This window comes from Halomonas sp. DP1Y21-3 (genome assembly GCF_019801245.1).
GTDB classification, from domain to species: Bacteria; Pseudomonadota; Gammaproteobacteria; order Pseudomonadales; family Halomonadaceae; genus Halomonas; species Halomonas litopenaei.
This window is the reverse complement of the sequence record NZ_JAHVJM010000001.1, coordinates 60230-84492: the sequence shown is the minus strand read 5'-3', so window position 1 is coordinate 84492 and position 24263 is coordinate 60230. Positions and strand designations below refer to the sequence as shown.

Sequence of the window (24263 nt, the reverse complement as noted above, 5' to 3'; positions counted from 1 at the left end):
CCTCGGGAACAACATTATGAACCACACTGACAGCGAGGCCCTGGGCCCCGCACGGGCATCCGAGGAGGATGCCCGTGAGGGGCCGCAAGGCCCGGATATCGACTTTGACGACGACGGCCCGACCTTCGCCTGGCGCGACATCGGGCTTGAGGACGCGCTCACCCTGGTGGTCTTCTGGACCATGGCAGCGGTGGTGTTCGCCCAGTTCTTCAGCCGCTACGTGCTTGGCTCGCCGCTGGGCTGGACCGAGGAGGTCGCCCGCTATCTACTGATCTGCGTCGGCTTTCTGGCGGCGACCGTGGGGGTGCGCAAGCGCAGCCACATCCGCCTCGAACTGCTGTATCGCTACCTTCCCCTGCGTGCCTCGGCGGCGATGATCTGGCTGGTCGACCTGGGCCAGCTCGTCTATTTCGTGCTGCTGGGGTGGGTCACCTGGAAGATCCTGCCGCTGATGAGTGCACAGAAGATGACCTCGATGGCGGTCGGCATGGACACACTCTACAGCGTGGTGCTGTTGAGCATCGCCATCATGGCGCTGCGTCAGGCCTGGCAGCTGGTGCGGGCGAGCGGTCCGAAACAGTGGTTGGCGGCGCAGCGAGCTGAGACCACCGGCGAGGAGGCATCATGACGCTACTGGTCCTGTTCGGCGGCCTGCTGCTGATGCTGGTGATGGGCTTCCCGGTGATGGTGGCGCTTGGCGCCTCGTCGCTGGCGGCGATCCTGGTGGATGGCAGCGTCCCCGACTTTATCGTGCTGCACCGTATGGTCGGCGGCATGGACAGCTTCCCGCTGCTGTCGATTCCCTTCTTTGTCCTGGCCGGTGCGCTGATGAACTCCGCCGGCATCACCAGTCGTATCTTCGACTTCGCCAGGGCCCTGGTGGGCTGGATGCCCGGGGGGCTCGGCCACGTCAACGTCGGCGCCTCGGTCATCTTTGCCGGCATGTCCGGTGCCGCGGTGGCCGACGCCGGTGGGCTCGGCGCGATCGAGATCAAGGCGATGCGCCGGGCGGGCTATGATCCGGGCTTTTCGGTGGGCATCACCGCTGCCTCGTCCACCATCGGGCCGATCATTCCGCCTAGCCTGCCGCTGGTCATCTACGGCGTGATGGCCTCGGCCTCGATCGGTCAGCTGTTCGCCGCCGGCCTGGTCCCGGGACTGTTGATGGCGCTTTCGCTGATGCTGATGGTGGCCTGGTACGCGGTGCGTTATCAGTATCCGCGTGACGTCGGCTTCGCCCTGGGCTGGATCGCCTTGACCTTCCGTCGTGCCTTTCTATCGCTGCTGACCCCGGTGATCATCGTCGGCGGCATCGTGCTTGGCATCTTCACCGCGACCGAGGCCGCCATCGCCGCGGTGATCTACGCCATGCTGCTGGGGGCGGTGGTCTATCGCACCCTGACCTTCAAGAGACTGCTGGCGGTCACCATGGAGACCATCGAGACCACCGGGATCATCATGATGATCATCGCCGCCTCGTCGATCTTCTCCTGGCTGCTGACCAGTCATCATGTGGCCGAGAACTTCGCCAACTGGATGCTGGCGGTTACCTCCAACCCCACCATCATCCTGCTGTTGATGACGCTGATCCTGTTCGTGGTGGGCTGCTTCATGGAGACCATCGCGGCGATCACCATCCTGGTGCCGATCCTGCTGCCGATCGCGGTCAACCTCGGCGTCGACCCGGTGCAGTTCGGTATCGTCATGGTGCTGAACCTGATGATTGGCCTGCTGACGCCACCGGTGGGACTGGTGCTCTACGTGCTCTCGCAGGTGTCCAAGGTGCCCTTCGAACGCTGCGCCTCGGCGACCCTGCCGTTCCTGATCCCGCTGTTGATCGTGTTGATGCTGGTCACCTTCGTGCCCTCCATCTCGCTGTGGCTGCCGACCTTGATCTATCGCTAGGCGCTGTCCGAAAAGTCGACGAGCGAAGGTTAGACAAGGCAAAAATCGGTGAGAAAGCGCAGTTTACGGGGTGTAAATGAGCATTTTGACCGGGCTGGCGCACCAGCCGATTTTTAACGCCGTATTACCGAGCGCAGGCACTTTTCAGACAAGCCCTAGCATCGAGCAGGCAAGGGGACACGTTGCGCCCCTGACAACCAACGCCCCCGACGGACATCGTCGGGGGCGTTTGCGTAGGGGGCCCCGATGGTGCGCCCTCGTCTGCCTATCGCCCCATCCAGCCGCCGTCCACGGTCATCACGCTGCCGTGCATATAGTCCGAGGCGCTGGAGGCCAGAAACACGACCGGTCCCTTGAAGTCATCGGCGTCCCCCCAGCGACCGGCGGGGATGCGCGCGAGGATGTCGCGGGAACGCTCGGGATCGTCGCGCAGTGCCTGGGTGTTGTCGGTGGCGATGTAACCAGGAGCGACGGCGTTGACGTTGACCCCGTGGGCGGCCCATTCGTTGGCGAAGGCCTTGGTCAACTGGGCGATGCCGCCCTTGCTCGCGGCGTAGCCGGGCACGGTGATGCCGCCCTGAAACGACAGCAGCGAGGCGGTGAAGATCACCTTGCCACTGCCTCGCGCGACCATCTGCCTGCCGATCTCCCGGGTCAGCACGAAGGGGGCGCTCAGGTTGACGTCGATGACCCTGTCCCACAGCGCATCGGTGTGTTCGGTGGCGGGGGCGCGTTCGATGGTGCCGGCGTTGTTGACCAGGATATCGATACGCCGGTCGGCAAGCTGCTCGACCATCGCCATCAGCGCGCTGCGGTCCGACAGGTCGCAGGCGATCCCTGTGCAGTCTCGCCCCAGGGCGCGAACTCGCTCGCCCAGGTCGCCGCCGTCGGCGGCCATGCTGGTGCTGACGGCGATGATGTTGGCACCGGCTTCGGCCAGGCCCAGCGCCATGGCCGCGCCGATGCCGCGTCTCGCGCCTGTTACCAGGGCGGTCTTGCCGTCGAGTGCAAAGGTCGTCAGTACAGCCATCGAGAATCTCCTGAGTGATCGAACGGGCATGTATGGCAAAGGGGCTACCAGCCTAGTGGGCATCCCGGGCGCGGGAAAGGCCGGGGAGGGACATCGTGCGGATGGCAGTGCTCCGTCTCGACCACATCTTGTACCTTTTAAAGACAAATTCTTTCTTATTAGACCTATGTCTAAGGGGCAGGAATATTGATCGGTCCTGAGTGAAAGGGGTTTGTCAAACAATTGAAAATAAACGATTAAATGGACTGTTTTGGGTTCTCGATATGGTCTCGGGTGTCGTGTGGAGGTCAAGATGAAAGCCAAGTTGTAAAAAGTTGTTTGAAAAGCCTTCCGGCGCTTCCTATAGTGACTCCGTCAACGAACAACCCAGTTTGCCAGCGATAGGCGGAGCCCATGAGCATCATCAACGATTACCCCCACGCAGAGCTGTCCAACCTGACCCGCGAGCGACTGATGCGGGCTTCGACGGCGTCGCTGCACACCCTGCTGCACAAGCGGGGTCTGAAGAACACCTATATCCAGAACGTCGGTCGCATGAACAAGAGCCAGGTCAAGATGGTGGGGCAGGCCTACACCCTGCGCTATATCCCGGCCCGCGAGGACCTGGACGTGGTGGCCGCCTTCCGTGATCCGGAGCACCCCCAGCGTCTGGCGGTGGAAAGTGTGCCGCCTGGCCGCGTACTGGTATCCGACTGCCGTCAGGACGCCAGCGCCGCGAGTGCCGGCAGCATCCTGCTGACCCGCCTGCAGGTGCGCGAGTGCGCGGGCTTTGTGTCGGACGCCGGTGTGCGTGACTCGGAGTACGCCGAGAGCATGTCGATGCCGGTGTTCTGCACCAAGCCCAGCGCCCCGACCAACCTGACCAAGCACCACGCGGTGGACATCCAGCAGCCCATCGGCTGTGGCGGCGTGCCGGTCTATCCCGGCGACGTGCTGGTCGGCGACGGCGACGGCGTCATGGTGGTGCCGCTCGAGCTGGCCGACGAGATCGCCGAAGAAGCCAGTGGCATGGAGGCCTTCGAAGCCTACGTGCTGGACAAGGTCAACAACGGCGCGGCGGTCATCGGTCTTTATCCGCCGAACGAACAGGCCCAGGAGGAATACCAGGCCTACCTGCGCGAGCAGAAATCTCGCGGCTGAAGCAGGAGTCGCGCGGCCAGACAAGCGCCGCCTCATCTATCCCCACACAATCACAAAATAATTCCAGGAGTCGCCATGTTTGCTCTCACTCCCCTCAACGCCACCCTCAGCACGACCCTGCGCAAGCGCCTGATCAAGGGCGCGACCGGCGCTACCCTGGCCGGTGTGGCGCTGGCCGCGGTCGTCGCCGTGCCGACGGCCCAGGCCGACTTCCCCCAGCGTGACATCCGCATGATCGTGCCCTGGCCCGCCGGCGGCGGCGCGGATGCCATCTCGCGCAAGATCAGCAACCTGGCCGAGCAGTCGCTGCCGACTTCGATCTACGTCGAGAACATCGGCGGGGCGGTGACCGCCACCGGCCTGATGCAGTTGGCCAAGGCGCGTCCCGACGGCCACACCATCGGTGTGCTGACCTACGACAGCATCGTCACCCTGCCGCGGGGCAACATGGTGCCCGGCTACTCGCTGGACAAGCTCGAGCCGTTCGCCCGCGTGACCCAGGAAGCCGACGCCATCGTGGTATCCAAGCAGTCGGGCTTCACCTCCTACGAGGAGTTGATCGAGGCAGCCAGGGAAAATCCCGGCACGGTGCGCATCGGTGTGGCGCCCCAGGGCTCTGGTCCCTACCTGGCGGTACGTCGCCTGGAGGCGGCCACCGGGGTAACCTTCAACGTGATCTCCTATCCGGGGTCGTCCACCGCCGAGGCCGAGGCGCTGCTGTCCGGCGAGATCGACGCCGCCATCTCGAGCCTGGGAGACTTCTCCGGGATCCTGTCCTCGGGGGATGCGCTTGGTGTGGTCGAGCTGTCCGGTTCGCAGAACCCGGCCTATCCCGAGGTGCCGCCGATCTCCGAATTCGACGTGGATCTCGAGACCGGCAGCTTCATCGTGCTGGCGGCGCCGGCCAATACCCCGGAAGACGCCATCGAGACCCTGGAGTCGACCTACCACGAGGCTTACCAGAGCGACGAGTTCCAAGAGTGGGTCACCAGTATCGGTGTCACCCCGGGCTGGCTCGGCAGCGAGGAAGTCAACGACTGGATCGGCAGCTACCAGGAGCGGACCTTCGCCGCCATGGATGAGCTGGACCTGTAAGTCCGGGGTGCAAGGTCTGGGGCGGAAAGTCCGGTGAAAAGTCCGGTGAAACATGTCTGAGCTTCACGCAGCGACCTTTCGCTTCCTGCCTCCATCTGGAGCGGGCGGGTAGAGCACCTGCCTCTGCCGGCCCGCTTCACTTCCCTTCCAACGAACACTGTGTTGTCGGTCTCCCGTCATTGGGGGCCGAGAGAGGTTTCGCATGTCTCGTTCATCTTCATCTCTGCTGGCGCGTGCGCTTGGCCTTGGCCCTGGCCTTGGCTCCAGTGCTGGCGCGATCCGTTTCCACGGCGTGCTGGCGCTGCTGGCCCTGGGCTACCTGATCGGTGGCCTGGCGATGGGGCCTCCGCTGGAGGCCGGCAAGCTGACGCCATCCTTCTTTCCGTTGCTGATCGGTGTGCTGGCCACCGTGCTGTGCGTGCTGCAGTGGTGGTCCTCGGTGCGCAGCGCCGGTGCTCTGGATCGGGACGATGCGGCCGATGAAGGCGATAGGCCGAGGGGCCGTCGTCTTTCGCCGGAGCTGACCCTGATGCTGGCGACTCTGGTCTATGTCCTGGTGTTTCAGTCACTCGGCTATGTGCTGTCCACCCTGGTCTATGTACTGGGCGTGATGCTGTTGTTCTCGGGGCTCGACAAGTGGTTGAGCAAGGCCCTGATCGCGCTGGCCATTACCGCGGTGGGCTTCGTGCTGTTCAACCAGGTCTTCAACGTCCGTCTACCGACACTCTGGGGGTGAGCCATGACGACTGATGCAACCCGCTCGGCGCTCGCTGCCGGGCGACACGCCGGGGGTGACCCATGGACTTCCTGACCCAGGTGCTGGCGAGCTTCGGTTTGCTGCTCAATCCCACGGTGCTGTTCTATGTGGTGGCTGGCTTTCTGATCGGCACCGTGTTCTCGGCGATTCCTGGCCTGACCGCGACCCTGGCGCTGGCGCTGCTGCTGCCGCTGACCTACAGCCTGGACGTGACCACGGCGCTGATGGCCTGTGCCAGCATCTATATGGCCGGCATGTGTGGTGGCAGCATCACCGCTACCACCATCAATATTCCCGGTGCTCCCTCGTCGATGATGACGGCGCTGGAGGGCTACCCGATGCAGCAGCGCGGCGAAGGGCCTCTGGCGCTGGGCCATGCCTCCTTCGCCTCGATGATCGGCGGCGTGTTCGGGGCGGTACTGCTGGTGCTGCTGGCGCCCTTGATCGCCGACCTGTCGCTGCTGGTGCAGACCACCGGCAAGTGCGCGCTGATCCTGTTTGCGCTGATCGTCATCGTCATCGCCCAGCGGGGCAATGTCCGCCGTGCGGCTATCGCCGCCTGTCTGGGGCTGATGCTCGCCACCGTGGGGCTAGACGCCATGGTGCCGGTGGCCCGATTCAGCTTCGGCATGGGTGACCTGGCGGCGGGAATCGACCTGATGCCGGTGATCATCGGTACCTTCGCCATCAGTGAGCTGTTGACCCAGCTTGCCGAGAACGACAAGGCCCAGGCCATTCGCGATAAGCTCAAGGGAGTGGCGAAGATTCGTCGCCGCGACTTTATCCCGTCGCGCTCGGCGATCCGTCGTATCGGCGCGGCCTGCTATCTGAAGTCTTCCACCATCGGCTATCTGGTAGGCACGCTGCCCGGGGCAGGGGGCTCCATGGGTGGCTTTCTGGCCTACGTGGAAGCGGTGCGTACCTCGCGCGAGCCGGACAGCTTCGGCAAGGGCAATCCCCAGGGGATCGCGGCGGCGGAAAGCGCCAACAACGCGGTCTGCGGCGGCGCCCTGGTGCCCATGTTGACCTTTGGTATCCCGGGCGACCCGATCACCGCCATCGTGCTCGGTGTGCTGGTCATCAACGGCATCCAGCCGGGGCCGCAGCTGATGGAATCCCAGGCTGGGCTGATCGCGCCCATGCTGGCGGCACTGATTTTCAGCGCGCTGATCCTGATTCCGCTGACCATGTACCTGCTCGGGCCTTACTTTATCCGCATCGTGCGCATTCGCCGTGATGTGCTGTTTGGCTCGATCGCCATGCTGGCGGTGGTGGGCAGCTACGTGGCGACCTACTCGACCTTCCAGATGATGATGACGCTGGTCATGGGGGTACTGGCCTTCTACCTGAGAAAGCACGGCTATCCGGTGGTGACGCTGCTGCTCGGCTTTATCCTCGGCCCGGGCCTTGAGGAATACCTGCGCCGTTCCCTGACCTTGTCCAACGGCGACCTGACGGTCTTCGTGACCCAGCCAGACAGCCTGTTCTTCATCGTGCTGACCGGGGTCTTTGTCTACTTCCTGGCGATCCGCAAGCCGGTTCAGTTGAAGGGTAGCCAGAACACGACCTGAGGCCCGTACAGATTCCAGAGCAGGAAACTTCAGCGCCTGTCCGACGGCATATCGCCCGGGGCAGGCGCTTTTTTTGGCATTTCACGATGGCCATCTGGTGTGGTGTCCATCGATCATGAAGGCGTGCTGGTGCCGTCCTCTTTCATGTTGGTGCGGATGGCGGTGTGGTTCCGGTCCCTCCCAACCCTCGTGCTCATGCTGGTGGTGGTCGTCATGGTAGTGCAGGTGGGCGTGCGTCAAAGGAGCATGCTCATGCTCAAGCACGATCGGCTCTCGTGACGGCCAGACACGGGCCGCGAGTAGCGTCGACAACAGAGCAATAGTCCCCAGTAGAGCAAAGGTCTCGAGCAGGCCCACCTTGGCCCCGACCCAACCGGCCAACGGATAGGTCACCAGCCAGCAGCCGTGCGACAGCGAGAACTGCGCGGAGAATAGCGCCGGCCGGTCCTCTACGTGACACGACTGCTTGATGAGGCGGCCGGTGGGCGTCATGACCAGCGAGGCGCCGATGCCCATCAGAAACCAAAGCCCCATCAGGCCGACAAACCCAGGGGCAAGCAGGCCAAGGAACAGGCTCACTGTCATCAAGCTGCCGCCCGCAAGCAAGATCGGGCGCTCGCTCAAGCGCTCCAGTACCTTCGGAAGAAGCAGGGCCACCAGCATCGACCCGCTCCCTGCCGCCGCGAAGGCCATGGCGACCGCTTGCTCACCCAGGCCCAGGGCAGAACGGATATAGACCACGGTATTGACGATCTGCATAGCTCCGGCGGCTGAAGTAACCATACTCATGGCCAACAGTCCTCTTAGCCGGGGCGTTTTCAAGTAGATTTGCATGCCGTGGGACACCTGGCGCCAGATTCCTGGCGCTTCATCATTGGCAGCCTGGGGAGAGGGCAGGGCCACCGAGCCGACCAAGCCAGCCGAGACAAGAAAGGCCAGGCCGTTGAGCAGGAACAGCGCATCGAAGCCCATCAGCAACAGTAGCGCTGTCGCGGCCAAGGGACTCAGCAGGTTCTCCAGGTCGTAGGCGAGACGCGACAGGGATAAGGCCCGCGTGTACTGCCCCTCGTCTTCGAGGATGTCGGGGATCGTTGCCTGGAAGACCGGAGTGAAACCCGCCGAGCATGCGTTGAGCAGAAAAATCAAAACATAGATTTGCCACACCTCTGTGACGAAGGGCAGCGTGCAGACCACGGCTCCACGCAGGAGGTCCAGGCCGACCAGCAGCCAGCGCCGGGGCAGACGCGCCGCATAGGCTCCTACCAGCGGGGCGATGCCCACGTAGGCCATCATCTTGATCGCCAAAGCCGTGCCCAGAACGACTCCCGCCTCCCCGGCTGCCAGGTCATGCGCCAGCAGCACCAGGGCGATCGTAGTCAGACCCGTGCCGATCAGCGCGATGACTTGGGCCAGGAACAGGTGGCGATAGGTTCGGTGTTCAAGGGGGGCAAGCATAGGGCTCTCATGATGAGACGATTCGATAGTGTTGCTTCAGCGATTTGCTGCACAACAAAGCGCCTACGGGCACGAACGTTGTTGCTGGAGGCGATCTCCGTTAGCATTTCATGCTATCCCCCCGGGGGGGATAGGTCAAAATGCAGAGCTGGACCGGTCAGCCGCGCAAATAACCACTTCTTGAGCCAGGAACGCTGATAATGCATCACCATCGACTTGATCACTGGCAACATGAGCACCGCTTCGGCCAGGACAAAAAGCGAACGGGAGAGACGCGAACACTCATCGTGGTCGGCCTGACCCTGGCGATGATGATCTGGGAAATATTGGCGGGCGTGGTCTACGGCTCGATAGCACTGCTGGCAGATGGGTTGCACATGGGCTCCCATGCAGTCGCGTTTGGCATTGCAGTTTTCGCTTATGCCTATGCACGCAAGCATGCAAGCGACGCGCGCTTTTCCTTTGGCACTGGCAAGGTCAACGCGCTGGGAGGCTTTGCTGGCGCGATTCTTCTAGCTGTTTTTGCCCTTTATATGGTGGTGGAGAGCGTCGAACGCTTTGCTAGCCCCATCGAGATTTCCTTCGATGGCGCGATTTTCGTCGCCGTGATTGGCTTGGTGGTCAACGGGGTTTCAGCCTGGATATTGGGGGGTGATGAGCATGAACATGGCCACGATCACCATCACGGATATAGCCATCACCAGCACGACCATAACCGCCGAGCAGCGTACCTCCACGTCCTGGCCGATGCGCTGACCTCGGTGCTGGCGATTGTTGCCCTCTTGGCCGGTAAGTACGCGGGATGGTACTGGATGGATCCGGTAATGGGTATCATCGGCGCCGTGTTGGTGACGCGCTGGTCATGGCACCTGCTCAAAGACACGTCTACGGTGCTATTGGACCAACAGCACCGTAACCTGGAGGACGCCGTCAAAGGGGCAGTGGAGAACCACGATGCACGGGTCAGCGACCTGCATATTTGGTCCATTGGCCCCAACATCCATGCAGCGATTGTGTCGATTGTGTCTCATCAACCGGAAGCGCCAACTGCCTACAAGCAGCGCATTCAGGCCAACTGTCACTCGTTGGTGCATGTCACGGTCGAGCCGTTACAGTGTGATTGATGTTGTGAAGTAGTTCGGTGCTCGCTCACAGGTAGCGGGCGATGGCCTTGAAATCATCGACATGCTGCTGCTTAGCGGGATCCAAGGGGCCAATCGCGTCGTCCAGGCAGTGTTCAATGTGATCGTGGATCAACACGCGCTTGGCTTGCTGAATGGCCTTCTCCACGGCGTGCAGCTGCTGGGCGATGTCCAGGCATGGGCGTCCCTCCTCGAGCATCAGGGACACGCTCTGCAGGTGGCCCCGGGCGCGGTTCAGGCGTTTGATGATGTCCGGGTGGGTACGGTGGGTGTGCTCTGTCATCTTCTGTTCCTTTGGTCTATTCCTATCCTCCGGGGGGGGATGTTAAGCTCTCTCCGACGTCGTGCCAATGCCCGATTCAACAAGGGTGCTGCACGTGTCTTCGGACTCCCCTTTCAATCTGGTTGGTTTTCCATGCTCCACCGGCTGCGCCATCGCCTCGGCTATCTGATCCTGCTGCTGCTGTTCCTGCCCGGCCTGGCGCTGAACAGTGTCGGCGAGGCGCGTGCCCATGGGCCGCTGAGCTCGGAGGAAGTGCAGGAGGCTGAGCTGGGGCATCATGGGGGCGGTCATGACCATGACCATGACCAAGTCCAACTGGACGACAGGGGCCAAGGGGACGGTCACCACCTTCATCATGATAGTGGTAGCCACTTTCACGAAACGGCGGATCGTCTCGCGACAGGCGTGAGCCTGGCACCAGGCTTCAATGACGCCCTGCGAATCGGCGATCGGAACGGTGTCCCGCTGCGCCGCGTTTATCGCCTGGAGCGCCCTCCACGACTGGGTCATTGCTGAATGATCGGTGCCGTCCATTGGACGGCTGACTCTCAAGACTTGCCCGTGGAGGTTTCATGTTTCCATCTCGAATGGGGAGTGCGTTTGGCCTGCCAGATATGGCCCGCCGGCACGCCCTGGCCCTTCTAACGTTGCTGATAATGCTCCTGGGAGCTAGCGGTGACGCCCTTGCTCACGCTGTTGCCGAAGGCGACAAGGGATATATACAGGAGATCTATGGCGTTCACTTGATCTCATTCGTCTATCTCGGCGCCAAGCACATGGTGACCGGGTACGACCATATCCTGTTTCTGCTGGGGGTGATCTTTTTCCTCTACCGAATGCAGCACATCGCCATTTACGTCAGCCTCTTCGCCATTGGTCACTCGACGACCATGCTGCTGGGGGTGTACTTCGATATTGGCATCAACAGCTATCTCATCGATGCCATCATTGGCTTGTCCGTCGTCTACAAGGCGCTGGACAATCTCGGCGCCTACCAGCGCTGGTTCGGTTTTCAGCCCAACACCCGGGCGGCGACGCTGATCTTTGGCTTCTTTCACGGTTTCGGCCTGTCGACCAAGATAATTGAATACGAAATCTCGCCCGATGGCCTGCTGCCCAACCTGTTGGCGTTCAACGTCGGGGTGGAACTGGGCCAGTTGCTGGCCTTGAGTGCCATCCTCATCATCATGAGTTTCTGGCGGCGTACCGCCGGCTTCCTGCGCCACGCCTATACCGCCAACGTCGCCATGATGTGCGCGGGTTTCATGTTGATCGGCTATCAGCTCACCGGCCTATTCACCGCCTGATACAGGAGTCCCGAGATGTACAATACCGACCTTCCCACCCGTGCCGAGTTGCCTTCTACGGGTAAATTACTTCGCTCCACTGTGCTGGCTGCAGTTGTCGCCAGTGCTCTGTTGATCACTGTGGTACTGCCGGCGGAATACGCCATCGATCCTACCGGCGCGGGACGCCTGTTGGGGCTAACCGAGATGGGGGAAATCAAAAGGCAGTTAGCCGAGGAGGCCGAGCTCGATCGGGCGACGACACTGGACGCCACAGCAAAGGAGGCGCAATCCACTGTGGCACAGAATGCCGAGGGCAATCAGTCCGCTGCCGTGGCTGCTGATCTACAGTCACCGACCTCGGACGGCGAGGCCGGCCAAGTGACTAATGTTGCACCATCCCAGAAGGCGACTCAGCCAGAGCCAAGCCAAGAGCTGGCCAACGCCTCGTCGACCCAAGAACAACCGTCGAAGTCGGCCGAGGAAACGGCCTCCTGGCGCGATGTGGTGAGCTTCACCCTGACGCCAGGGGAGGGCACCGAGTACAAGTTGACCATGGAGGAGGGAGCCGTCGCGACGTTCGCCTGGTCGTCCAGCGGAGGACCGATCAATTTCGATACTCACGGTGACGGAAATGGCAACTCCATCAGCTATGAGAAGGGACGCGGTGTGCCTGAGGACGAGGGTGAGCTGGAGGCAGCCTTCACTGGCAATCATGGCTGGTTCTTTCGCAACCGAAACGACAACGACGTGACCGTGGAACTGCGAATCGACGGCAACTACGGTGAGCTTAAACGCATGATGTAATCGTTGAAGTGGACTGTATCGCCCTGGCCCTCTCGCAAGGGTCAGGGCCTCTGGCACCTGTGTTGTCTATCGCAATATAGCTCTACCTGACGAAAACCGATCAGCCTGTTTACCATCAATTTAACTACACGTTCCGTAAATCGACCCCATCAATCAGGATAACCCTTTAGGTAGTGAGTAGGGGGCTTCCTGTGGGACCTTAAGGCTAGCCAGATATTCGGGATGCTCAGATGTGCCCGAAGTGGGATCTCCCACTGTGGGCACACAAGAGGTGGCTAGCGCTTACATAGCGCAGATCGACGTCATCAAAAAAAGGCCCTCGCCGGTGGCGAGGGCCTCGTTGATGGTGCTCCAGGAGCGGCGTCACCTGGTGTAGAGAAGGAGAGAAGGAGAAAAAGAAAGAACGCTGAGTTAGCGCTTGCCGTTCACCTGGCGGGTCAGCCCCAGAGGGTTGTCGGCCTTGAGGCTGTCCGGGGCCAGGGCCTCGGGCATCGCCTGGTAGCACACCGGGCGCAGGAAGCGCTGGATCGCGGCGCTGCCCACCGAGGTGGTGCGCGAATCGGAGGTCGAAGGCCAGGGGCCGCCGTGGACCATGGAGTGGCACACCTCGACGCCGGTGGGCCAGCCGTTGAACAGGATGCGACCGGCGCGACGCTCAAGTAGCGGCAGCAACTGGTCGGCCAGCGCGTAGTCGGCTTCCTCGAGGTGGACCGTGGCGGTCAACTGGCCTTCCAGCGCGGTCAGCACCTGCTGCATCTGTGCTACCGAGTCGCACTCGACGATCAGCGCGCAGGCTCCAAAGACCTCGTCATGCAGAGCGGCGTTGCCGATGAAGGTGCTGGCGCTGGTGCGCAGCAGGTGCGGCTGGCAGGGGCAGGCAAGATGGCCGGTGGCCTTGCCCTTGGCGACCAGGCTGACGCCCGGCTGGTCGGTGAGTTGGGCGACTCCCTGCTCGTAGGCGGCGTGGATGCCGGGGGTCAGCATCAGCTGGGGGGCGGCTTCGCGTACCGCGGCACCGGCCTGCTCGACGAAGCGCTCAAGCGCGGCGCCGGACAGTGCCAAAATCAGCCCCGGGTTGGTGCAGAACTGACCGGCGCCCATGGTCAGCGACGCGACGAAGGCGTCGCCCAGGGCCTCGGCGTTGGCTTCCAGGTGCTGCGGCAGCAGCAGCACCGGATTGATGCTGCTCATCTCGGCGTAGACCGGGATCGGCTGGGGGCGTGCCTGGGCGGTGCGCAGCAGGGCGGTGCCGCCGTTGCGCGAGCCGGTGAAGCCCACCGCCTGGATGCGCGGGTCCTTGATCAGGGCCTGGCCGAGCTCGCTGCCGCTGCCGTAGAGCAGCGAGAACACGCCCTCGGGCATGTTGCTGCTCTTGGCGGCCTGCTGCAGGGCGCGCCCGACCAGCTCCGAGGTGCCGGGGTGGGCGGAGTGGGCCTTGACGATCACCGGGCAGCCCGCGGCCAGCGCGGCGGCGGTATCGCCGCCGGCCACCGAGAACGCCAGCGGGAAGTTGCTGGCGCCAAACACCGCCACCGGACCCAGCGGCACCTGCTGCTGGGCGAGGGAGGGGCGTGGCATGGGCGCGCGCTCGGGCAGGGCGTCCTCGATGCGCACGTCGAGATAGTCACCGCTGCGCAGGACCTCGGCGAACAGTCTGAGCTGTCCGCAGGTGCGGCCACGCTCGCCTTCAAGACGTGCCCTGGGCAGGCCGGTCTCGGCCATGGCGCGCTCGGTCAGGGTATCGCCGAGGGCATCGATATTGTCGGCTGCCGCCTCGAGAAAGGCCGCGCGGTCTGCAAGCGGCAGGCGGCGGTAGGCCAGGAAGGCGTCCTCGGCCAGCTGGCAGGCGCGCTCGACCTCGGCCTGGCCCGCCAGGGGGTAGGCCGGGGCAAGGGTCTCGCCGGAGGCGGGGTTGACCGCCGAGATGGTGCGTCCGTCGGTGGCACCGGCCACCGAGGCGAAGCCGATCAGATGATGACCTTCGAGTGTCATGGGGACTCCTGTTATTGCGCAGTGAAGATGATGAAAGGTGGCAAGGGGCGGCCGCTGCCAAACCGGGGTCGACGCGCACGAAACCTGCAATCGCAGTGCGCAGCGAACGCCGAGCAGGGGAGTGGATAGCGAAGCGGCCGGAAGCATGTCCGGCCGCTCGGGGCTCAAGGGGTAGACGTCGATAGCGCCGTCACGCCGGTGGCCCGGGATGCTGCGATATGCCTCAGGGGCACATCTGGCCGCCGTTGACGTCGATCACCTGGCCGGTGATGTAGCCGCTGGCAGCGTGGGAGGCCAGGAACAGGAAGGACGGTGCAACCTCCTCGGAGGTGCCAAGGCGGCCCATGGCGATAGTGGAGGCGATCTTCTCTTTCACCTCAGCGCTCTTGTCTGCGTGGAAGGCGGTGTCGATGGTGCCCGGTGCGACGATGTTGAAGCGCACGTTGTCCTTGGTGAATTCCTTCACCCAGTTGCGATGCAGGTTGTGCAGCATGGCCTTGGAGCCGCCGTACAGGGAGGCGCCGAGGCCACCGCCTTCGCGACCGGCGATGGAACCGGTGCTGATGACGCTGGCGGTCTCGCCGCGCTTCTCGGCGGAGGCCTTCAGGTGCGGCATGGCGAAGCGGGTGGTCATGATCACCGAGCGCAGGTTCAGGTCCATCACCAGGTTGAAGTCGTCGTCCTCGAGGGACTCGAGGCCCTTGCGCACGCCGAGGCCGCCGGCGTTGTTCACCAGCACGTCAAGGCTGCCGAACTGCTCGACAAATTCGTTGACCAGGGTCTCGCACTCGCCGCTCTTGGTCAGGTCGCGCTCATAGTAGGCGAAGCGCGCACCCTCGGACTCCAGCTGGGCGATCAGCTCCTCGGCGGCGCTGTCCTTCTGGCTGCTGTTGATGCCGACGATGGCACCCTGGCGGGCGAAGGCCACCGCGGCGGCACGACCGATGCCCTTGGTGGAGCCAGTGATAAGGACGGTCTTGTCGTTGAGATCGGCGAACATGAAGTGCTCCTGAACGAATCGGGCCTGCAACAGGCCGCATCATGGATGTTGATAGGAGAAAGGAGGGCGCAGCGCGACCAGCCTGGGATTGTGGGATAAACCTTAGCCTAGCGCCTGATGGACTTCAAACAAATACTAACAAGTGGGCATGGTACTTTGGTCTTGTGGGCAGGGAGCTGCTGTCAAAGAGAACTTTGGAAAGCGCAGTGCTTACGATTGACATGTGTGTTAAAGCATTGAAAATAAAAGGTTTTAGTGGGGCGTCGGCGATCAATTTTTCCTCTCGACAGGTGGCGGTGACGGCTCGTCTCCGGGGCCCGTTAGCATAAAGTATAAGTTGTAATAACTTGTCTAGTTGGCGCCGTGGCGGCACTCTTGCAAGCGTTCTTTCCGGTGGCGGGTCGCCACGACCTTGACCGGATCCCCAGACGCTCGACGACAAGAGAGATAACTCATGCGAACGCTCCCACGCCTGCTTTGCGCTTCCCTGCTGGTGGCCACCTCCACGGTTGCCGTCGGTGACGACTATCCCTCCAAGCCGATCACCCTGATCGTGCCCTGGTCCGCCGGTGGCGGCACCGACGCCGTCGGTCGTCAGTTTGCCGCCGGTCTGCAGGAAGAGCTGGGGCAGCCGGTCAACGTGGTCAACCGTACCGGTGGCTCCGGTGTGGTCGGCCACATGGCGATGAAGATGGCGCGTCCCGATGGCTATACCCTGGGCCTGGGCACCGCCGAGATCGCGACCTATCGCCATATCGGCACCGCCGACCTGTCCTACGAGGACTTTACCCCGATCGCGCTGCTCAACCTCGATTATGCGGCCTTCACTGTCAACGCCGAGTCGCCCTGGCAGAACCTGGAAGACGCCCTGTCCGACCTGGCCGAGTCACCCAACGAGTACACCGTATCGGGTTCTGCGCCAGGTGCTGCCTACCACCTGTCGTTCGCCGGCTTCCTCGACCAGCAGGGCATCGATCCGAATACCGTCAATCTGGTACCCAGCGAAGGCGCCGCGCCGGGCTTGCAGGAGCTGGCGGCGGGCGGTGTCGACATTGTCTTCTCGTCGCTGCCGGAAACCGAGTCCATGCGTGAATCCGACCGCGTCCGCACTCTGGCGGTGCTGTCCAGTGAACGCGAAGAAGCCTTCCCGGATATCCCGGCGGCCGGCGAGGTGACCGGTGATGACTGGTCCCACGGTTCCTGGCGTGGGCTGGTCGGCCCTGAGGGTCTGCCTGAAGACGTCTCCGAACGTCTGTTGAGCGCCGCCGAGAAGGTGTGGAACTCCGAGGACTTCCAGTCGTTCATGGAAGGCCGCGGCTTCGGCGCCGTGTGGGAAGGACCGGAAGGCTTCGAGGCCTTCATGGCCGAACAGGATGCCAACAACGCCTCCATCATCGACAAGCTTGGCCTGGCCCAGTAACCGAGAGCCCAGTAGCTGAAGGCCCAGTAAACGAAGGCCCAGTGACAGATCGCTCGGTGACAGAAAGCTCACCGAGCGGTCGACTGGCACAGTCTGCAATACACCCGATTGAGCGCCGCATCGGCGGCGCACTGACAAAGGTGCGGTAACGCCCGGGAGATCGTCATCATGCGTACCAGTGACGCGGTATCGGGAACCATGGCGGCGGCCCTCGGGGCCGCCCTCATCGTCGCTTCCGCGGACTTGAGTCCGCTGCCGCGCCAGGTCTATGGCGCTGGCACCTTCCCCAAGGTGGTGGGGGCCCTGCTGTTGTTGATGGGAGGGTTATTGGTGCTCAAGGGCCTGCGCCAACGCCAGCCCTGGGCGCGCTGGACCTCCAAGGTGTCCGGCCGAGCGTTTGTGCTGGCGCTGGCGGCGGTGGTCGCCAGTGTCATCGCCTACGTGGTGCTCACGCCGCTGCTGGGTTTTCCGATCGTTGCGGTGGCGCTTCTGACGCTGTTGTTTCGCGCCTATCACCGTCGTGGTTGGGGGCGTGCGCTGTTGATCGCGGTGATTGCCACGACCGTGATCTGGATGCTGTTCGCACAGCTTCTGCACGTGCCGCTGGAGGCAGGACTGCTTGAACGGGTGCTCTACTGATGAATGAATTGATGCAAGCCGCTGCCATGGTGCTCGACGGCGAGGTGCTTTTGGTGATTGTCGCCGCCTCGTTGTTCGGACTCTTCATGGGGGCCATCCCTGGTCTCACCGCCACCATGGCAACCGCCTTGCTGGTGCCGGTGACCTTTTTCATGGAGCCGCTGCCGGCCATCGCCGCCATCGTCTCCGCCACCGCCATGGCGATCGTCGCCGGTGACATTCCCGGTGCCTTGCTGCGCATGCCGGGGACGCCAGCGTCGGCGGTCTACGCCGACGAAGCCTACCTGATGGGCAAGAAGGGCAAGCTCGGCCTGGCGCTTGGTATCAACGTCACCTGCTCGATGCTCGGTGGCATCATCGGGGTCGCGGTGCTGGCGCTGTTTGCCCCGCGGATCGCCGAATTTGCCCTGCAGTTCACCAGCGACGAGTACTTCTGGCTGGCGCTGCTGGGGTTGTCCTGTGCGATCCTGGTCGCCGGCGGTGATCCGCTCAAGGGCGCCATCTCGATGCTGATCGGCCTGTCGCTGGCGATGATCGGCATGGACAGTGTATCCGGCCAGATGCGCTTCACCATGGGCAGCTATGACCTGCTCGCGGGTATCTCGTTGCTGCCGGTGCTGATCGGCCTGTTCGCCATCACCGAGCTGCTGCGCAGCCTGCCCAACGCCGGGCAGCGCGCCTCAAGGGTGGAAACGCCCAAGGGCAAGCTGCTCGACGGCGTGGCCCGTACCACCTGGCGCTACAAGGGCGGCGTCGCCCGCGGCGGGCTGCTCGGCACCATGATCGGTGCACTGCCGGGCGCCGGCGCCGACATCGCCTCCTGGATCAGCTATGCCATCAGTCGCAAACTGTCGCGGGAGCCGCAGAAGTACGGCACCGGCCATCCGGAAGGGCTGGTCTCGGCGAGTGCCGCCAACAACGCGGCCCTGTCCGGCGCCTATATCCCGGCCCTGGTGTTCGGCATTCCGGGGGATACCGTCACCGCCATCATCATCGGCGTGCTGACCACCAAGGGCATCACCCCGGGCCCCGACGTCTTCACCGAGCAGGGGGCTCTGGTCAACGCCATCTTCATGGTGTTCGTGCTGGCCAACCTGTTGCTGCTGCCGCTGGGGCTGATGGCGATCAAGGGCGCCGGCAGGCTGCTGGCCGTGCCCACTGGCGTTCTCTACCCATTGATCCTGATGTTTTGTATCGTGGGGGCCTTCTCCGCCAATAACAGCATGTTCGATGTCTGGGTGATGCTCGGTCTGGGACTGGTCGGCGTATTCCTGATGGAGAATGATTTCCCGCTGGGCCCGCTGATTCTGGCCTTTATTCTCGGCCCGATCATCGAGAGCAATTTCATGCGCTCGATCCTCAAGTCAGACGGTGACCTGATGGCCTTCGTCGACCGACCCATCGCCATGGTGCTGGCGGGGCTGGCGATCCTGACCTGGACCCTGATCATCGCCAACGGCGTGTGGAAGGGCCGCAAGGCCGGCAAGGGCGGCGGAGTAACCACCGAGGCATCCTGATCCGCAGGCGGTGGTGATCCGCCCGGACAGGGCAGGAAGAGGCGAGAGGCGCCCTGTGTGGCCTAAAGGCCCAATGCGGGGCGCCTTTTGCAGTGGTAAAAGGGAGGTGGCGCCTGATGGTACAAGCCAGGCGGCTTCCAGGGAACAGAGAACCGGAGCAGGGCAAGATGGCACAAGACGAAAAATTTTCACTGGCTTCGGCGGTCTACGAGAAGATTCTGGAAGCGATCATCGAGGGCCAGTATCCGGTCAACAAGAAGCTGCCGACCGAAGCGCAACTGTGCCAGCGCTACGAAGTGTCCCGGCCGGTGCTGCGTGATGCCCTGGCGCGCCTCAAGGAAGACGAACTGGTGGTGTCCCGGCGGGGCTCCGGCAGTTTCGTGATCCGTCAGCCCGACAGTGCGGTGCTCAAGTTCGCACCGATCTCGAGCATCGCCGATATCCAGCGCTGCTTCGAGTTTCGTACCAATGTCGAGGCGCGGGCGGCGCACCTGGCGGCGTTGCGACGCACCCAGGACCAGCTCGACCAGATCCGGCGCTGCTACGACATCATCGATGAGGCCAACGCCCGCCACGATCTGGCCACCGACGAGGACTATCGCTTTCACCTGGCGATCACCGAGGCGGCCAGCAACCACTACTACATCACCGTGCTGAAGTCGCTCAACGAGAGCATCAAGGAAGGCATGAACCTGACCCGGGGGCTGTCATTGATGGCCTCTCAGGAGCGCTTGAAGCTGGTCCAGGATGAGCACCTGGCTATCGTCGAGGCGATCAGCGACAAGGATGGCGAGCGCGCCGAAGCCGCCATGCGCGCCCATATCGACAACGCCCGGCATCGCATGTTCGAGGGGAGCCAATAAGGGCGCGGGGGCCTGCTGGCGTGCCTGAACGCGGCCCTCCAGGATAATTTTGAAGTGGGTCGCTGAGTGGCTCGGGACTCGGAAGAAAGGAAGGTATTCCGGAGCGAGTGTTCTTTATCTGCGCATGGACAGCCCAGCTGTCTGGCCTGGTGACGTGCTTAGCTGTGTGTGCCCTGTTCTTCGCTTGTCTCTCCATGTTGCACGTCAGTACACTGGCTTTTGGCATAGACAAACTCTGGGTCAAGATCGATTCCTGATTCCCATTCGATGGTGTCAAATGATACCCGAACGCGATCAAATGCCTTGCGATCCTTTAGCTTCTGAAACACTCCAAAATCCAGGTAGGGTTTCATATCCAGGACGCCATTCTCTCCGTTGTCAAAATGGATCGAGAGGCGATAGTCGTCAATCGGTGTAACCTTTTTCACAGATGGGTACATGATTTCCCCCTCACTGTAATGGCTGGATCTTGAAGGGTTCTTCGCCGTTCATGACCAGTCGCCAGTCTGCCATCAATTCGTCCTGATGAAGCTCGGCCCATGCCAGGACAAGCTTGGTTTGCTTCCTTGGCAGATCTCCTTGAATAATCTCACATGTACGGATATTGATCGTTCCCTTGTGTTCGCCGTAGTAGACATGAAAGTGCGGCGGCGGGTGCTCTTTTGGAGCATAGTACATCCGAATGATGATGCCATAAAACATTGAAATTGTAGGCATTCAACCTCTCCTGCCCGAGCATGCTGGTGCTGCTCTCGTGGCAATGGCGTGCAAGAGGCCTGACAGGAAGTAGTGTGAATAGCAGTTCCGAGCTCAGGCGACCTATTGTGAAGCTAGCCGGGGCGCGGTGGTCATGTCCAGATGGCACGCCCGACTCCAATCGTATCCACCAGGCGGCTGACAGTCAGTCGTTTTCCTAAGGCTCGTTGCCGCCAGAGGGGATCTTGCCGACGCTGGTGAATCTCGAGGTGGCTCAGGCCAAGTTCGTGGCCCTCGCTATGCTCGATAGCCCGGCCAGCGAGCGAGCCCCGTCGACGATGCTCGTCGACCTCGATGGTGTTCCCCTCACGCACGTCTTTACAGGATAAGCCCCGCCGAGGCGGGGCTTATCTCTTTACAACGGTGTACAGCGGTGGCTTTCGTACTCGCAGGGCTGCTGCGGGTCGCTTCGGGGGTCAGTAGAACAACAGCGGGTCGAGGATGCCCTGGGGATAGGTCAGGGTCAGAAACTCTGCCATGGCCAGCAGGAATGCCAGTACCCCCAGCGCCATCAGCACCGCGACCCAGGGCTTGAGCTTGGCGATGGCCAGCAGGAACACCAGGGTGAACAGTGTGGCCGTGGTGATGAAGCCCAGCGTCAGCATGGCGGCGACGAGGGCAAAGAAGCCGACCAGCCAGATGGCTTCTCGGGCGAAGGTCTGACGCTCCCAGCGGGGGCGACGTACCACGCTGCGGACGATCTCGGCCAGGCAGGCGAGGGCCATGATGGCAATCGCGAGCCGTGGCATGATGCCGCCGATCAGTGACAGCTCCGAGACGTTGACCCAGGCGCTGGCCGCCAGCGCCAGCAGGGCTCCCAGCAGCACGATATCGATGATCCCCAGACGATGGGATTCAGCGTCGGGCTTAGGCTCGGTGGCCGCGGCGCCCACCGACATCGGCTGACGCCGCTTCTTGATCTGCTTGCCGATCACCGGAATGAACATGGCGGCAAGAATCATGGCGCCGATGATCAGCACGCCGGGGCGCAGGAAAGCGTCGGTGCCCTGGAACTGGACCGCCTGGTAGAAGTAGGCCTCGGCGCCCGGTGCCAGCACAAAACCGATCAGGAAGGCCGGACGTGACCAGTTGGCCTGCTTGAACAGCACGCCCAGCACGCCGATGGCGCCCAGTGCGAGCAGATCGCCGGTGGCGCGGGTGGCCTGGAAGGCGGCGAACATGATCAGCACCGTGATCAGTGGCGCCAGGGTGGCAAAGGGCACCCGGGTCAGGTTGGCCACGGGACGGGCCAGGATCAGGCATAGCGCGGCACCGAGGATATTGGCGAGGGCCAGCGACCAGATGATGGTGTAGGTTAGGTCCAGATGGGTCTCGATCATGCCGACCCCCGGCTGCAGGCCGAGCAGCAGCAGGCCGCCCAAGAACACCGCCGCAGTGCCTGAACCGGGCACCCCGAACAGCAAGGTCGGCACCATCGCGCCACAGGCGCAGGCGTTGTTGGCCGACTCCGGGGCGATGACGCCGCGAATATCCCCCTTGCCGAACTCGGAGCTGTCCTTGGCCGATTGCACCGCATGGCCGTAGGTCAGCCAGTCCACCACCGAGCCAGCGAGCCCCGGAATGGTGCCGACCAGGCTGCCGATGGCGGCGCAGCGCGCGACCAGCCCGCGCTGCTCACCGACGTCCTGGATACCGCGACGCCAGCCTTCACCGAGGCGACATGGCTTCTCGGCGATGGCGCCTCGCTTGACCAGCAGATCGAAGATCTCCGGCAGGGCGAAGATGCCGAGGCCGACGACCACCAGCGGCAGGCCATCGAACAGGTAGTCGATGTCGAGGTTCAGACGAAATTCTCCGGTGGCCGGTGCCATGCCGATACCCCCCACCAGCAGACCCAGGCCACAGGCGGCCAGACCCTTGAACAGGTCGGCTCCCGACAGCACCGCCACCATGGAAAGCCCGAGCAGGGTCAGCATGAACAGTTCCGATGACGAGAACGACAGCACCAGCGGTCTTGCGATCAGGATAAAGCCGGTCAGTACCACGGCACCGATCAGGCCGCCGATCATCGATGACAGAAAGGCGCTGGACAGGGCCCGTGCGGCCTGGCCTTTCTTGGCCAGGGAGAAACCGTCGATGACGGTGGCCTGTGACGCGCTGGAGCCGGGAATGCCCAGCAGCACGGAGGCGAAGGTGTCGCCGGTGGGGATGACCGCCACCAGGCCCATCAGCATGCCGAGTGCGACCGTGGGCTCCATGCCGTAGAGAAAGGGCAGCAGCAGCGACATGCCGGCGATGCCGCCGAGGCCTGGAATGATGCCGACGACCAGGCCAACCAGCACCCCCAGCGTCATGAACAGCAGATGGGACAGGGTAAACAGCTGTCCCAGGCTGGAAAGAAGGATATCAAGCATGGCGTGTGGCTCTCGAGTTGTTGGTGACGCCCGAGGGCGTCTTGTTGAAGTCGTTGAGCCAGGAGGCGCCGGCCGTCGCGGCCGGCGCTTCCCGAACGGTGTCAGATCCTGGCGTTGTGCTTCTCCTCGAGCCACTTGGCCAGCCACTCACGGGTCGCCTCATCGATCGACATGGCGTCTTCCAGGTGGCGCTGGATGACGTCACCGATGACCGGGGTATAGGGGCCGAGCTGGGCTTCTGCGTCCTGCTTGAACTCATCGGTGGCGACGAACTCGCGGGCAGCGTCACGGTAGGCGTCGACCAGCTCCTGAGGGGTGTCCCTGGGCACCATGATCAGCTTCTGCAGGGCGAAGCCAGAGGCGAAGAACTTGCGAAATGCCTCATAGGCAGGCCCGGAGGGCGCCTCGCCGTGACGCGCCTGGTAGACCTCGTTGAAGGTCGGCAGGTCGGGGAAGGCCGGGTCGCGAACAATCTCGCCGTCGTCGTCGAGCAGGCCCAGCGAGAACAGCGGCACTGCCTTGCCGGACTCGACCAGCGGGGTGACGTTGCTCAGGTAGGCCGAGCTGGTCTGGAAATCGATGTCCGCTTCGCCGCGTTCGAAGGCCAGTCGTCCCTCGCCGCGGCTACGCATACCGAACACCGCCTGGACGTCGGCGCCGAGCAGGTCGAGGGCGATCAGCACGGGCAGCTCGAGACCGGTCGGGTTCTGGGCGGCCAGCTTGACCGGCTGGCTGAGCAGGGCATCGATCGCCGTGTCGGCGGTGTCGCCAAGGCTCGGCTGGCCATAGACCACCCCGCCGGTGGGGGTCGCCAGGATCGGCGTCCATTCGCTGTAGTCATAGCGCACGCGACGATCGTCCAGCATCGCCGGGTACTGGGTGGAGGCCGAGGTGCCGAGCCAGTTTGAACCGTCGGCCTTGGCGCGCATGGCGAACAGATTGGCGCCATTGATCGAGCCGCCTCCCGGGACGTTGTCGATCATGATGGTCGGCTCGCCGGGGATATAGTCGCTGAGCCAGGGCGAAAAGAAGCGCGCCCACACATCGGTGCCGCCGCCGACGCCGAACGGCACGGTCCACTTGATATTGGCGGGTACCTCGACCTCTGCGGCCTGGGCATTGCCGGCGAGGCTGGTGCCTGCGATGGCGATGCCGAGTGCCGCGGCCCTGGTAACGCGGGACAAGGCGAGGCGTGATGCGGTGAACGAGTAAGGTTTACGGGTCTTCATG

The 24263-nt window shown here is 63.0% G+C and carries 23 protein-coding genes; 13 read left to right on the top strand and 10 right to left on the bottom strand.

Features of this window, described 5'->3' with window-relative positions:
- The first annotated feature begins 16 nt into the window (after nucleotides 1-16).
- Nucleotides 17-628 carry a TRAP transporter small permease gene (locus KUV74_RS00245; RefSeq protein WP_222515350.1) on the top strand — a complete coding sequence of 204 codons (612 nt, stop codon included), beginning with the start codon at nucleotides 17-19 and terminating at the stop codon, nucleotides 626-628.
- Entirely contained in the window at nucleotides 625-1905 is a 1281-nt protein-coding gene (locus KUV74_RS00240) for a TRAP transporter large permease (protein ID WP_108131714.1), read from the top strand. Before KUV74_RS00245 ends, KUV74_RS00240 begins: the two co-directional genes overlap by 4 nt.
- A 265-nt stretch (nucleotides 1906-2170) precedes the next feature.
- Here KUV74_RS00240 and KUV74_RS00235 read toward each other — a convergent pair whose 3' ends face one another.
- Nucleotides 2171-2935: an SDR family NAD(P)-dependent oxidoreductase gene (locus tag KUV74_RS00235; protein WP_222515349.1), complete on the bottom strand. Its 765-nt coding sequence runs from the start codon at nucleotides 2933-2935 to the stop codon at nucleotides 2171-2173.
- Nucleotides 2936-3328: 393 nt separating this feature from the next.
- On the opposite strand from KUV74_RS00235, the gene KUV74_RS00230 reads away from it, so the two are divergent.
- From KUV74_RS00230 to KUV74_RS00215, 4 genes are all read left to right on the top strand, one after another.
- Nucleotides 3329-4075 (top strand): ribonuclease activity regulator RraA, encoded by a 747-nt coding sequence (locus KUV74_RS00230; protein ID WP_045994114.1) that lies wholly within the window; start codon nucleotides 3329-3331, stop codon nucleotides 4073-4075.
- 75 nt (nucleotides 4076-4150) lie between these two features.
- Entirely contained in the window at nucleotides 4151-5170 is a 1020-nt protein-coding gene (locus KUV74_RS00225; RefSeq protein WP_222515348.1) for a Bug family tripartite tricarboxylate transporter substrate binding protein, read from the top strand.
- Nucleotides 5171-5372: 202 nt separating this feature from the next.
- Nucleotides 5373-5906, top strand: coding sequence for a tripartite tricarboxylate transporter TctB family protein (locus KUV74_RS00220; protein WP_222515347.1), 534 nt, complete (start codon nucleotides 5373-5375; stop codon nucleotides 5904-5906).
- Between the two features lie 62 nt (nucleotides 5907-5968).
- Nucleotides 5969-7498, top strand: a complete 1530-nt coding sequence (locus KUV74_RS00215) for a tripartite tricarboxylate transporter permease (protein ID WP_108449895.1) — start codon at nucleotides 5969-5971, stop codon at nucleotides 7496-7498.
- Between the two features lie 81 nt (nucleotides 7499-7579).
- Here the strand turns inward: KUV74_RS00215 and KUV74_RS00210 are convergent, their stop codons facing one another.
- On the bottom strand, nucleotides 7580-8953 hold the full coding sequence (locus tag KUV74_RS00210; RefSeq protein ID WP_222515346.1) for an MFS transporter: 1374 nt from the start codon (nucleotides 8951-8953) through the stop codon (nucleotides 7580-7582).
- A 200-nt stretch (nucleotides 8954-9153) separates the two neighbouring features.
- On the opposite strand from KUV74_RS00210, the gene dmeF reads away from it, so the two are divergent.
- Nucleotides 9154-10077, top strand: coding sequence for a CDF family Co(II)/Ni(II) efflux transporter DmeF (gene dmeF, locus KUV74_RS00205; protein WP_222515345.1), 924 nt, complete (start codon nucleotides 9154-9156; stop codon nucleotides 10075-10077).
- 25 nt (nucleotides 10078-10102) lie between these two features.
- Here the strand turns inward: dmeF and KUV74_RS00200 are convergent, their stop codons facing one another.
- Both KUV74_RS00200 and KUV74_RS00195 read right to left on the bottom strand, forming a co-directional pair.
- Nucleotides 10103-10378 (bottom strand): metal-sensing transcriptional repressor, encoded by a 276-nt coding sequence (locus KUV74_RS00200; RefSeq protein WP_222515344.1) that lies wholly within the window; start codon nucleotides 10376-10378, stop codon nucleotides 10103-10105.
- A gap of 42 nt (nucleotides 10379-10420) precedes the next feature.
- A complete protein-coding gene (locus tag KUV74_RS00195) occupies nucleotides 10421-10912 on the bottom strand; it encodes a hypothetical protein (protein WP_222515343.1) in 492 nt (163 codons plus the stop codon).
- A gap of 53 nt (nucleotides 10913-10965) precedes the next feature.
- On the opposite strand from KUV74_RS00195, the gene KUV74_RS00190 reads away from it, so the two are divergent.
- Both KUV74_RS00190 and KUV74_RS00185 read left to right on the top strand, forming a co-directional pair.
- A complete protein-coding gene (locus KUV74_RS00190; RefSeq protein ID WP_409996580.1) occupies nucleotides 10966-11685 on the top strand; it encodes a HupE/UreJ family protein in 720 nt (239 codons plus the stop codon).
- A gap of 15 nt (nucleotides 11686-11700) precedes the next feature.
- The gene (locus KUV74_RS00185) at nucleotides 11701-12471 is read left to right on the top strand and encodes a hypothetical protein (RefSeq protein ID WP_222515341.1); all 771 of its coding nucleotides are present in this window, start codon (nucleotides 11701-11703) and stop codon (nucleotides 12469-12471) included.
- Between the two features lie 411 nt (nucleotides 12472-12882).
- Here KUV74_RS00185 and KUV74_RS00180 read toward each other — a convergent pair whose 3' ends face one another.
- Both KUV74_RS00180 and KUV74_RS00175 read right to left on the bottom strand, forming a co-directional pair.
- The gene (locus KUV74_RS00180) at nucleotides 12883-14463 is read right to left on the bottom strand and encodes an aldehyde dehydrogenase (NADP(+)) (protein WP_222515340.1); all 1581 of its coding nucleotides are present in this window, start codon (nucleotides 14461-14463) and stop codon (nucleotides 12883-12885) included.
- Nucleotides 14464-14686: 223 nt separating this feature from the next.
- Nucleotides 14687-15463, bottom strand: a complete 777-nt coding sequence (locus tag KUV74_RS00175; RefSeq protein ID WP_222515339.1) for an SDR family NAD(P)-dependent oxidoreductase — start codon at nucleotides 15461-15463, stop codon at nucleotides 14687-14689.
- 454 nt (nucleotides 15464-15917) lie between these two features.
- Between KUV74_RS00175 and KUV74_RS00170 the strand changes: the two genes are divergently transcribed.
- The 4 genes from KUV74_RS00170 (at nucleotide 15918) to KUV74_RS00155 (ending at nucleotide 19902) form a co-directional block, all read left to right on the top strand.
- Complete coding sequence (locus KUV74_RS00170) at nucleotides 15918-16883, top strand: Bug family tripartite tricarboxylate transporter substrate binding protein (protein WP_222515338.1); 966 nt, start codon at nucleotides 15918-15920, stop codon at nucleotides 16881-16883.
- 168 nt (nucleotides 16884-17051) lie between these two features.
- Nucleotides 17052-17522, top strand: a complete 471-nt coding sequence (locus tag KUV74_RS00165) for a tripartite tricarboxylate transporter TctB family protein (RefSeq protein WP_222515337.1) — start codon at nucleotides 17052-17054, stop codon at nucleotides 17520-17522.
- Nucleotides 17522-19039 carry a tripartite tricarboxylate transporter permease gene (locus KUV74_RS00160; RefSeq protein ID WP_231498536.1) on the top strand — a complete coding sequence of 506 codons (1518 nt, stop codon included), beginning with the start codon at nucleotides 17522-17524 and terminating at the stop codon, nucleotides 19037-19039. The genes KUV74_RS00165 and KUV74_RS00160 overlap by 1 nt, the downstream gene beginning before the upstream one ends.
- 167 nt (nucleotides 19040-19206) lie before the next feature.
- On the top strand, nucleotides 19207-19902 hold the full coding sequence (locus KUV74_RS00155) for a FadR/GntR family transcriptional regulator (RefSeq protein WP_108131721.1): 696 nt from the start codon (nucleotides 19207-19209) through the stop codon (nucleotides 19900-19902).
- 158 nt (nucleotides 19903-20060) lie between these two features.
- Here the strand turns inward: KUV74_RS00155 and KUV74_RS00150 are convergent, their stop codons facing one another.
- From KUV74_RS00150 to KUV74_RS00135, 4 genes are all read right to left on the bottom strand, one after another.
- Nucleotides 20061-20342 (bottom strand): DUF2442 domain-containing protein, encoded by a 282-nt coding sequence (locus tag KUV74_RS00150; RefSeq protein WP_222515336.1) that lies wholly within the window; start codon nucleotides 20340-20342, stop codon nucleotides 20061-20063.
- Between the two features lie 10 nt (nucleotides 20343-20352).
- Nucleotides 20353-20619 (bottom strand): DUF4160 domain-containing protein, encoded by a 267-nt coding sequence (locus KUV74_RS00145; RefSeq protein WP_108449899.1) that lies wholly within the window; start codon nucleotides 20617-20619, stop codon nucleotides 20353-20355.
- Between the two features lie 455 nt (nucleotides 20620-21074).
- Nucleotides 21075-23033 (bottom strand): tripartite tricarboxylate transporter permease, encoded by a 1959-nt coding sequence (locus KUV74_RS00140; RefSeq protein WP_222515335.1) that lies wholly within the window; start codon nucleotides 23031-23033, stop codon nucleotides 21075-21077.
- A 101-nt stretch (nucleotides 23034-23134) separates the two neighbouring features.
- On the bottom strand, nucleotides 23135-24262 hold the full coding sequence (locus KUV74_RS00135; protein WP_222515334.1) for a Bug family tripartite tricarboxylate transporter substrate binding protein: 1128 nt from the start codon (nucleotides 24260-24262) through the stop codon (nucleotides 23135-23137).
- Between the last annotated feature and the right edge of the window lies 1 nt (nucleotide 24263).

Coding starts and splice junctions, on each gene's coding strand:
- KUV74_RS00245 (WP_222515350.1), top strand. CDS start 17: ATGAACCACACTGACAGCGAGGCCCTGGGCCCCGCACGGGCATCCGAG.
- KUV74_RS00240 (WP_108131714.1), top strand. CDS start 625: ATGACGCTACTGGTCCTGTTCGGCGGCCTGCTGCTGATGCTGGTGATG.
- KUV74_RS00235 (WP_222515349.1), bottom strand. CDS start 2,935: ATGGCTGTACTGACGACCTTTGCACTCGACGGCAAGACCGCCCTGGTA.
- KUV74_RS00230 (WP_045994114.1), top strand. CDS start 3,329: ATGAGCATCATCAACGATTACCCCCACGCAGAGCTGTCCAACCTGACC.
- KUV74_RS00225 (WP_222515348.1), top strand. CDS start 4,151: ATGTTTGCTCTCACTCCCCTCAACGCCACCCTCAGCACGACCCTGCGC.
- KUV74_RS00220 (WP_222515347.1), top strand. CDS start 5,373: ATGTCTCGTTCATCTTCATCTCTGCTGGCGCGTGCGCTTGGCCTTGGC.
- KUV74_RS00215 (WP_108449895.1), top strand. CDS start 5,969: ATGGACTTCCTGACCCAGGTGCTGGCGAGCTTCGGTTTGCTGCTCAAT.
- KUV74_RS00210 (WP_222515346.1), bottom strand. CDS start 8,953: ATGCTTGCCCCCCTTGAACACCGAACCTATCGCCACCTGTTCCTGGCC.
- dmeF (WP_222515345.1), top strand. CDS start 9,154: ATGCATCACCATCGACTTGATCACTGGCAACATGAGCACCGCTTCGGC.
- KUV74_RS00200 (WP_222515344.1), bottom strand. CDS start 10,378: ATGACAGAGCACACCCACCGTACCCACCCGGACATCATCAAACGCCTG.
- KUV74_RS00195 (WP_222515343.1), bottom strand. CDS start 10,912: ATGGACGGCACCGATCATTCAGCAATGACCCAGTCGTGGAGGGCGCTC.
- KUV74_RS00190 (WP_409996580.1), top strand. CDS start 10,966: ATGGGGAGTGCGTTTGGCCTGCCAGATATGGCCCGCCGGCACGCCCTG.
- KUV74_RS00185 (WP_222515341.1), top strand. CDS start 11,701: ATGTACAATACCGACCTTCCCACCCGTGCCGAGTTGCCTTCTACGGGT.
- KUV74_RS00180 (WP_222515340.1), bottom strand. CDS start 14,463: ATGACACTCGAAGGTCATCATCTGATCGGCTTCGCCTCGGTGGCCGGT.
- KUV74_RS00175 (WP_222515339.1), bottom strand. CDS start 15,463: ATGTTCGCCGATCTCAACGACAAGACCGTCCTTATCACTGGCTCCACC.
- KUV74_RS00170 (WP_222515338.1), top strand. CDS start 15,918: ATGCGAACGCTCCCACGCCTGCTTTGCGCTTCCCTGCTGGTGGCCACC.
- KUV74_RS00165 (WP_222515337.1), top strand. CDS start 17,052: ATGCGTACCAGTGACGCGGTATCGGGAACCATGGCGGCGGCCCTCGGG.
- KUV74_RS00160 (WP_231498536.1), top strand. CDS start 17,522: ATGAATGAATTGATGCAAGCCGCTGCCATGGTGCTCGACGGCGAGGTG.
- KUV74_RS00155 (WP_108131721.1), top strand. CDS start 19,207: ATGGCACAAGACGAAAAATTTTCACTGGCTTCGGCGGTCTACGAGAAG.
- KUV74_RS00150 (WP_222515336.1), bottom strand. CDS start 20,342: ATGTACCCATCTGTGAAAAAGGTTACACCGATTGACGACTATCGCCTC.
- KUV74_RS00145 (WP_108449899.1), bottom strand. CDS start 20,619: ATGCCTACAATTTCAATGTTTTATGGCATCATCATTCGGATGTACTAT.
- KUV74_RS00140 (WP_222515335.1), bottom strand. CDS start 23,033: ATGCTTGATATCCTTCTTTCCAGCCTGGGACAGCTGTTTACCCTGTCC.
- KUV74_RS00135 (WP_222515334.1), bottom strand. CDS start 24,262: ATGAAGACCCGTAAACCTTACTCGTTCACCGCATCACGCCTCGCCTTG.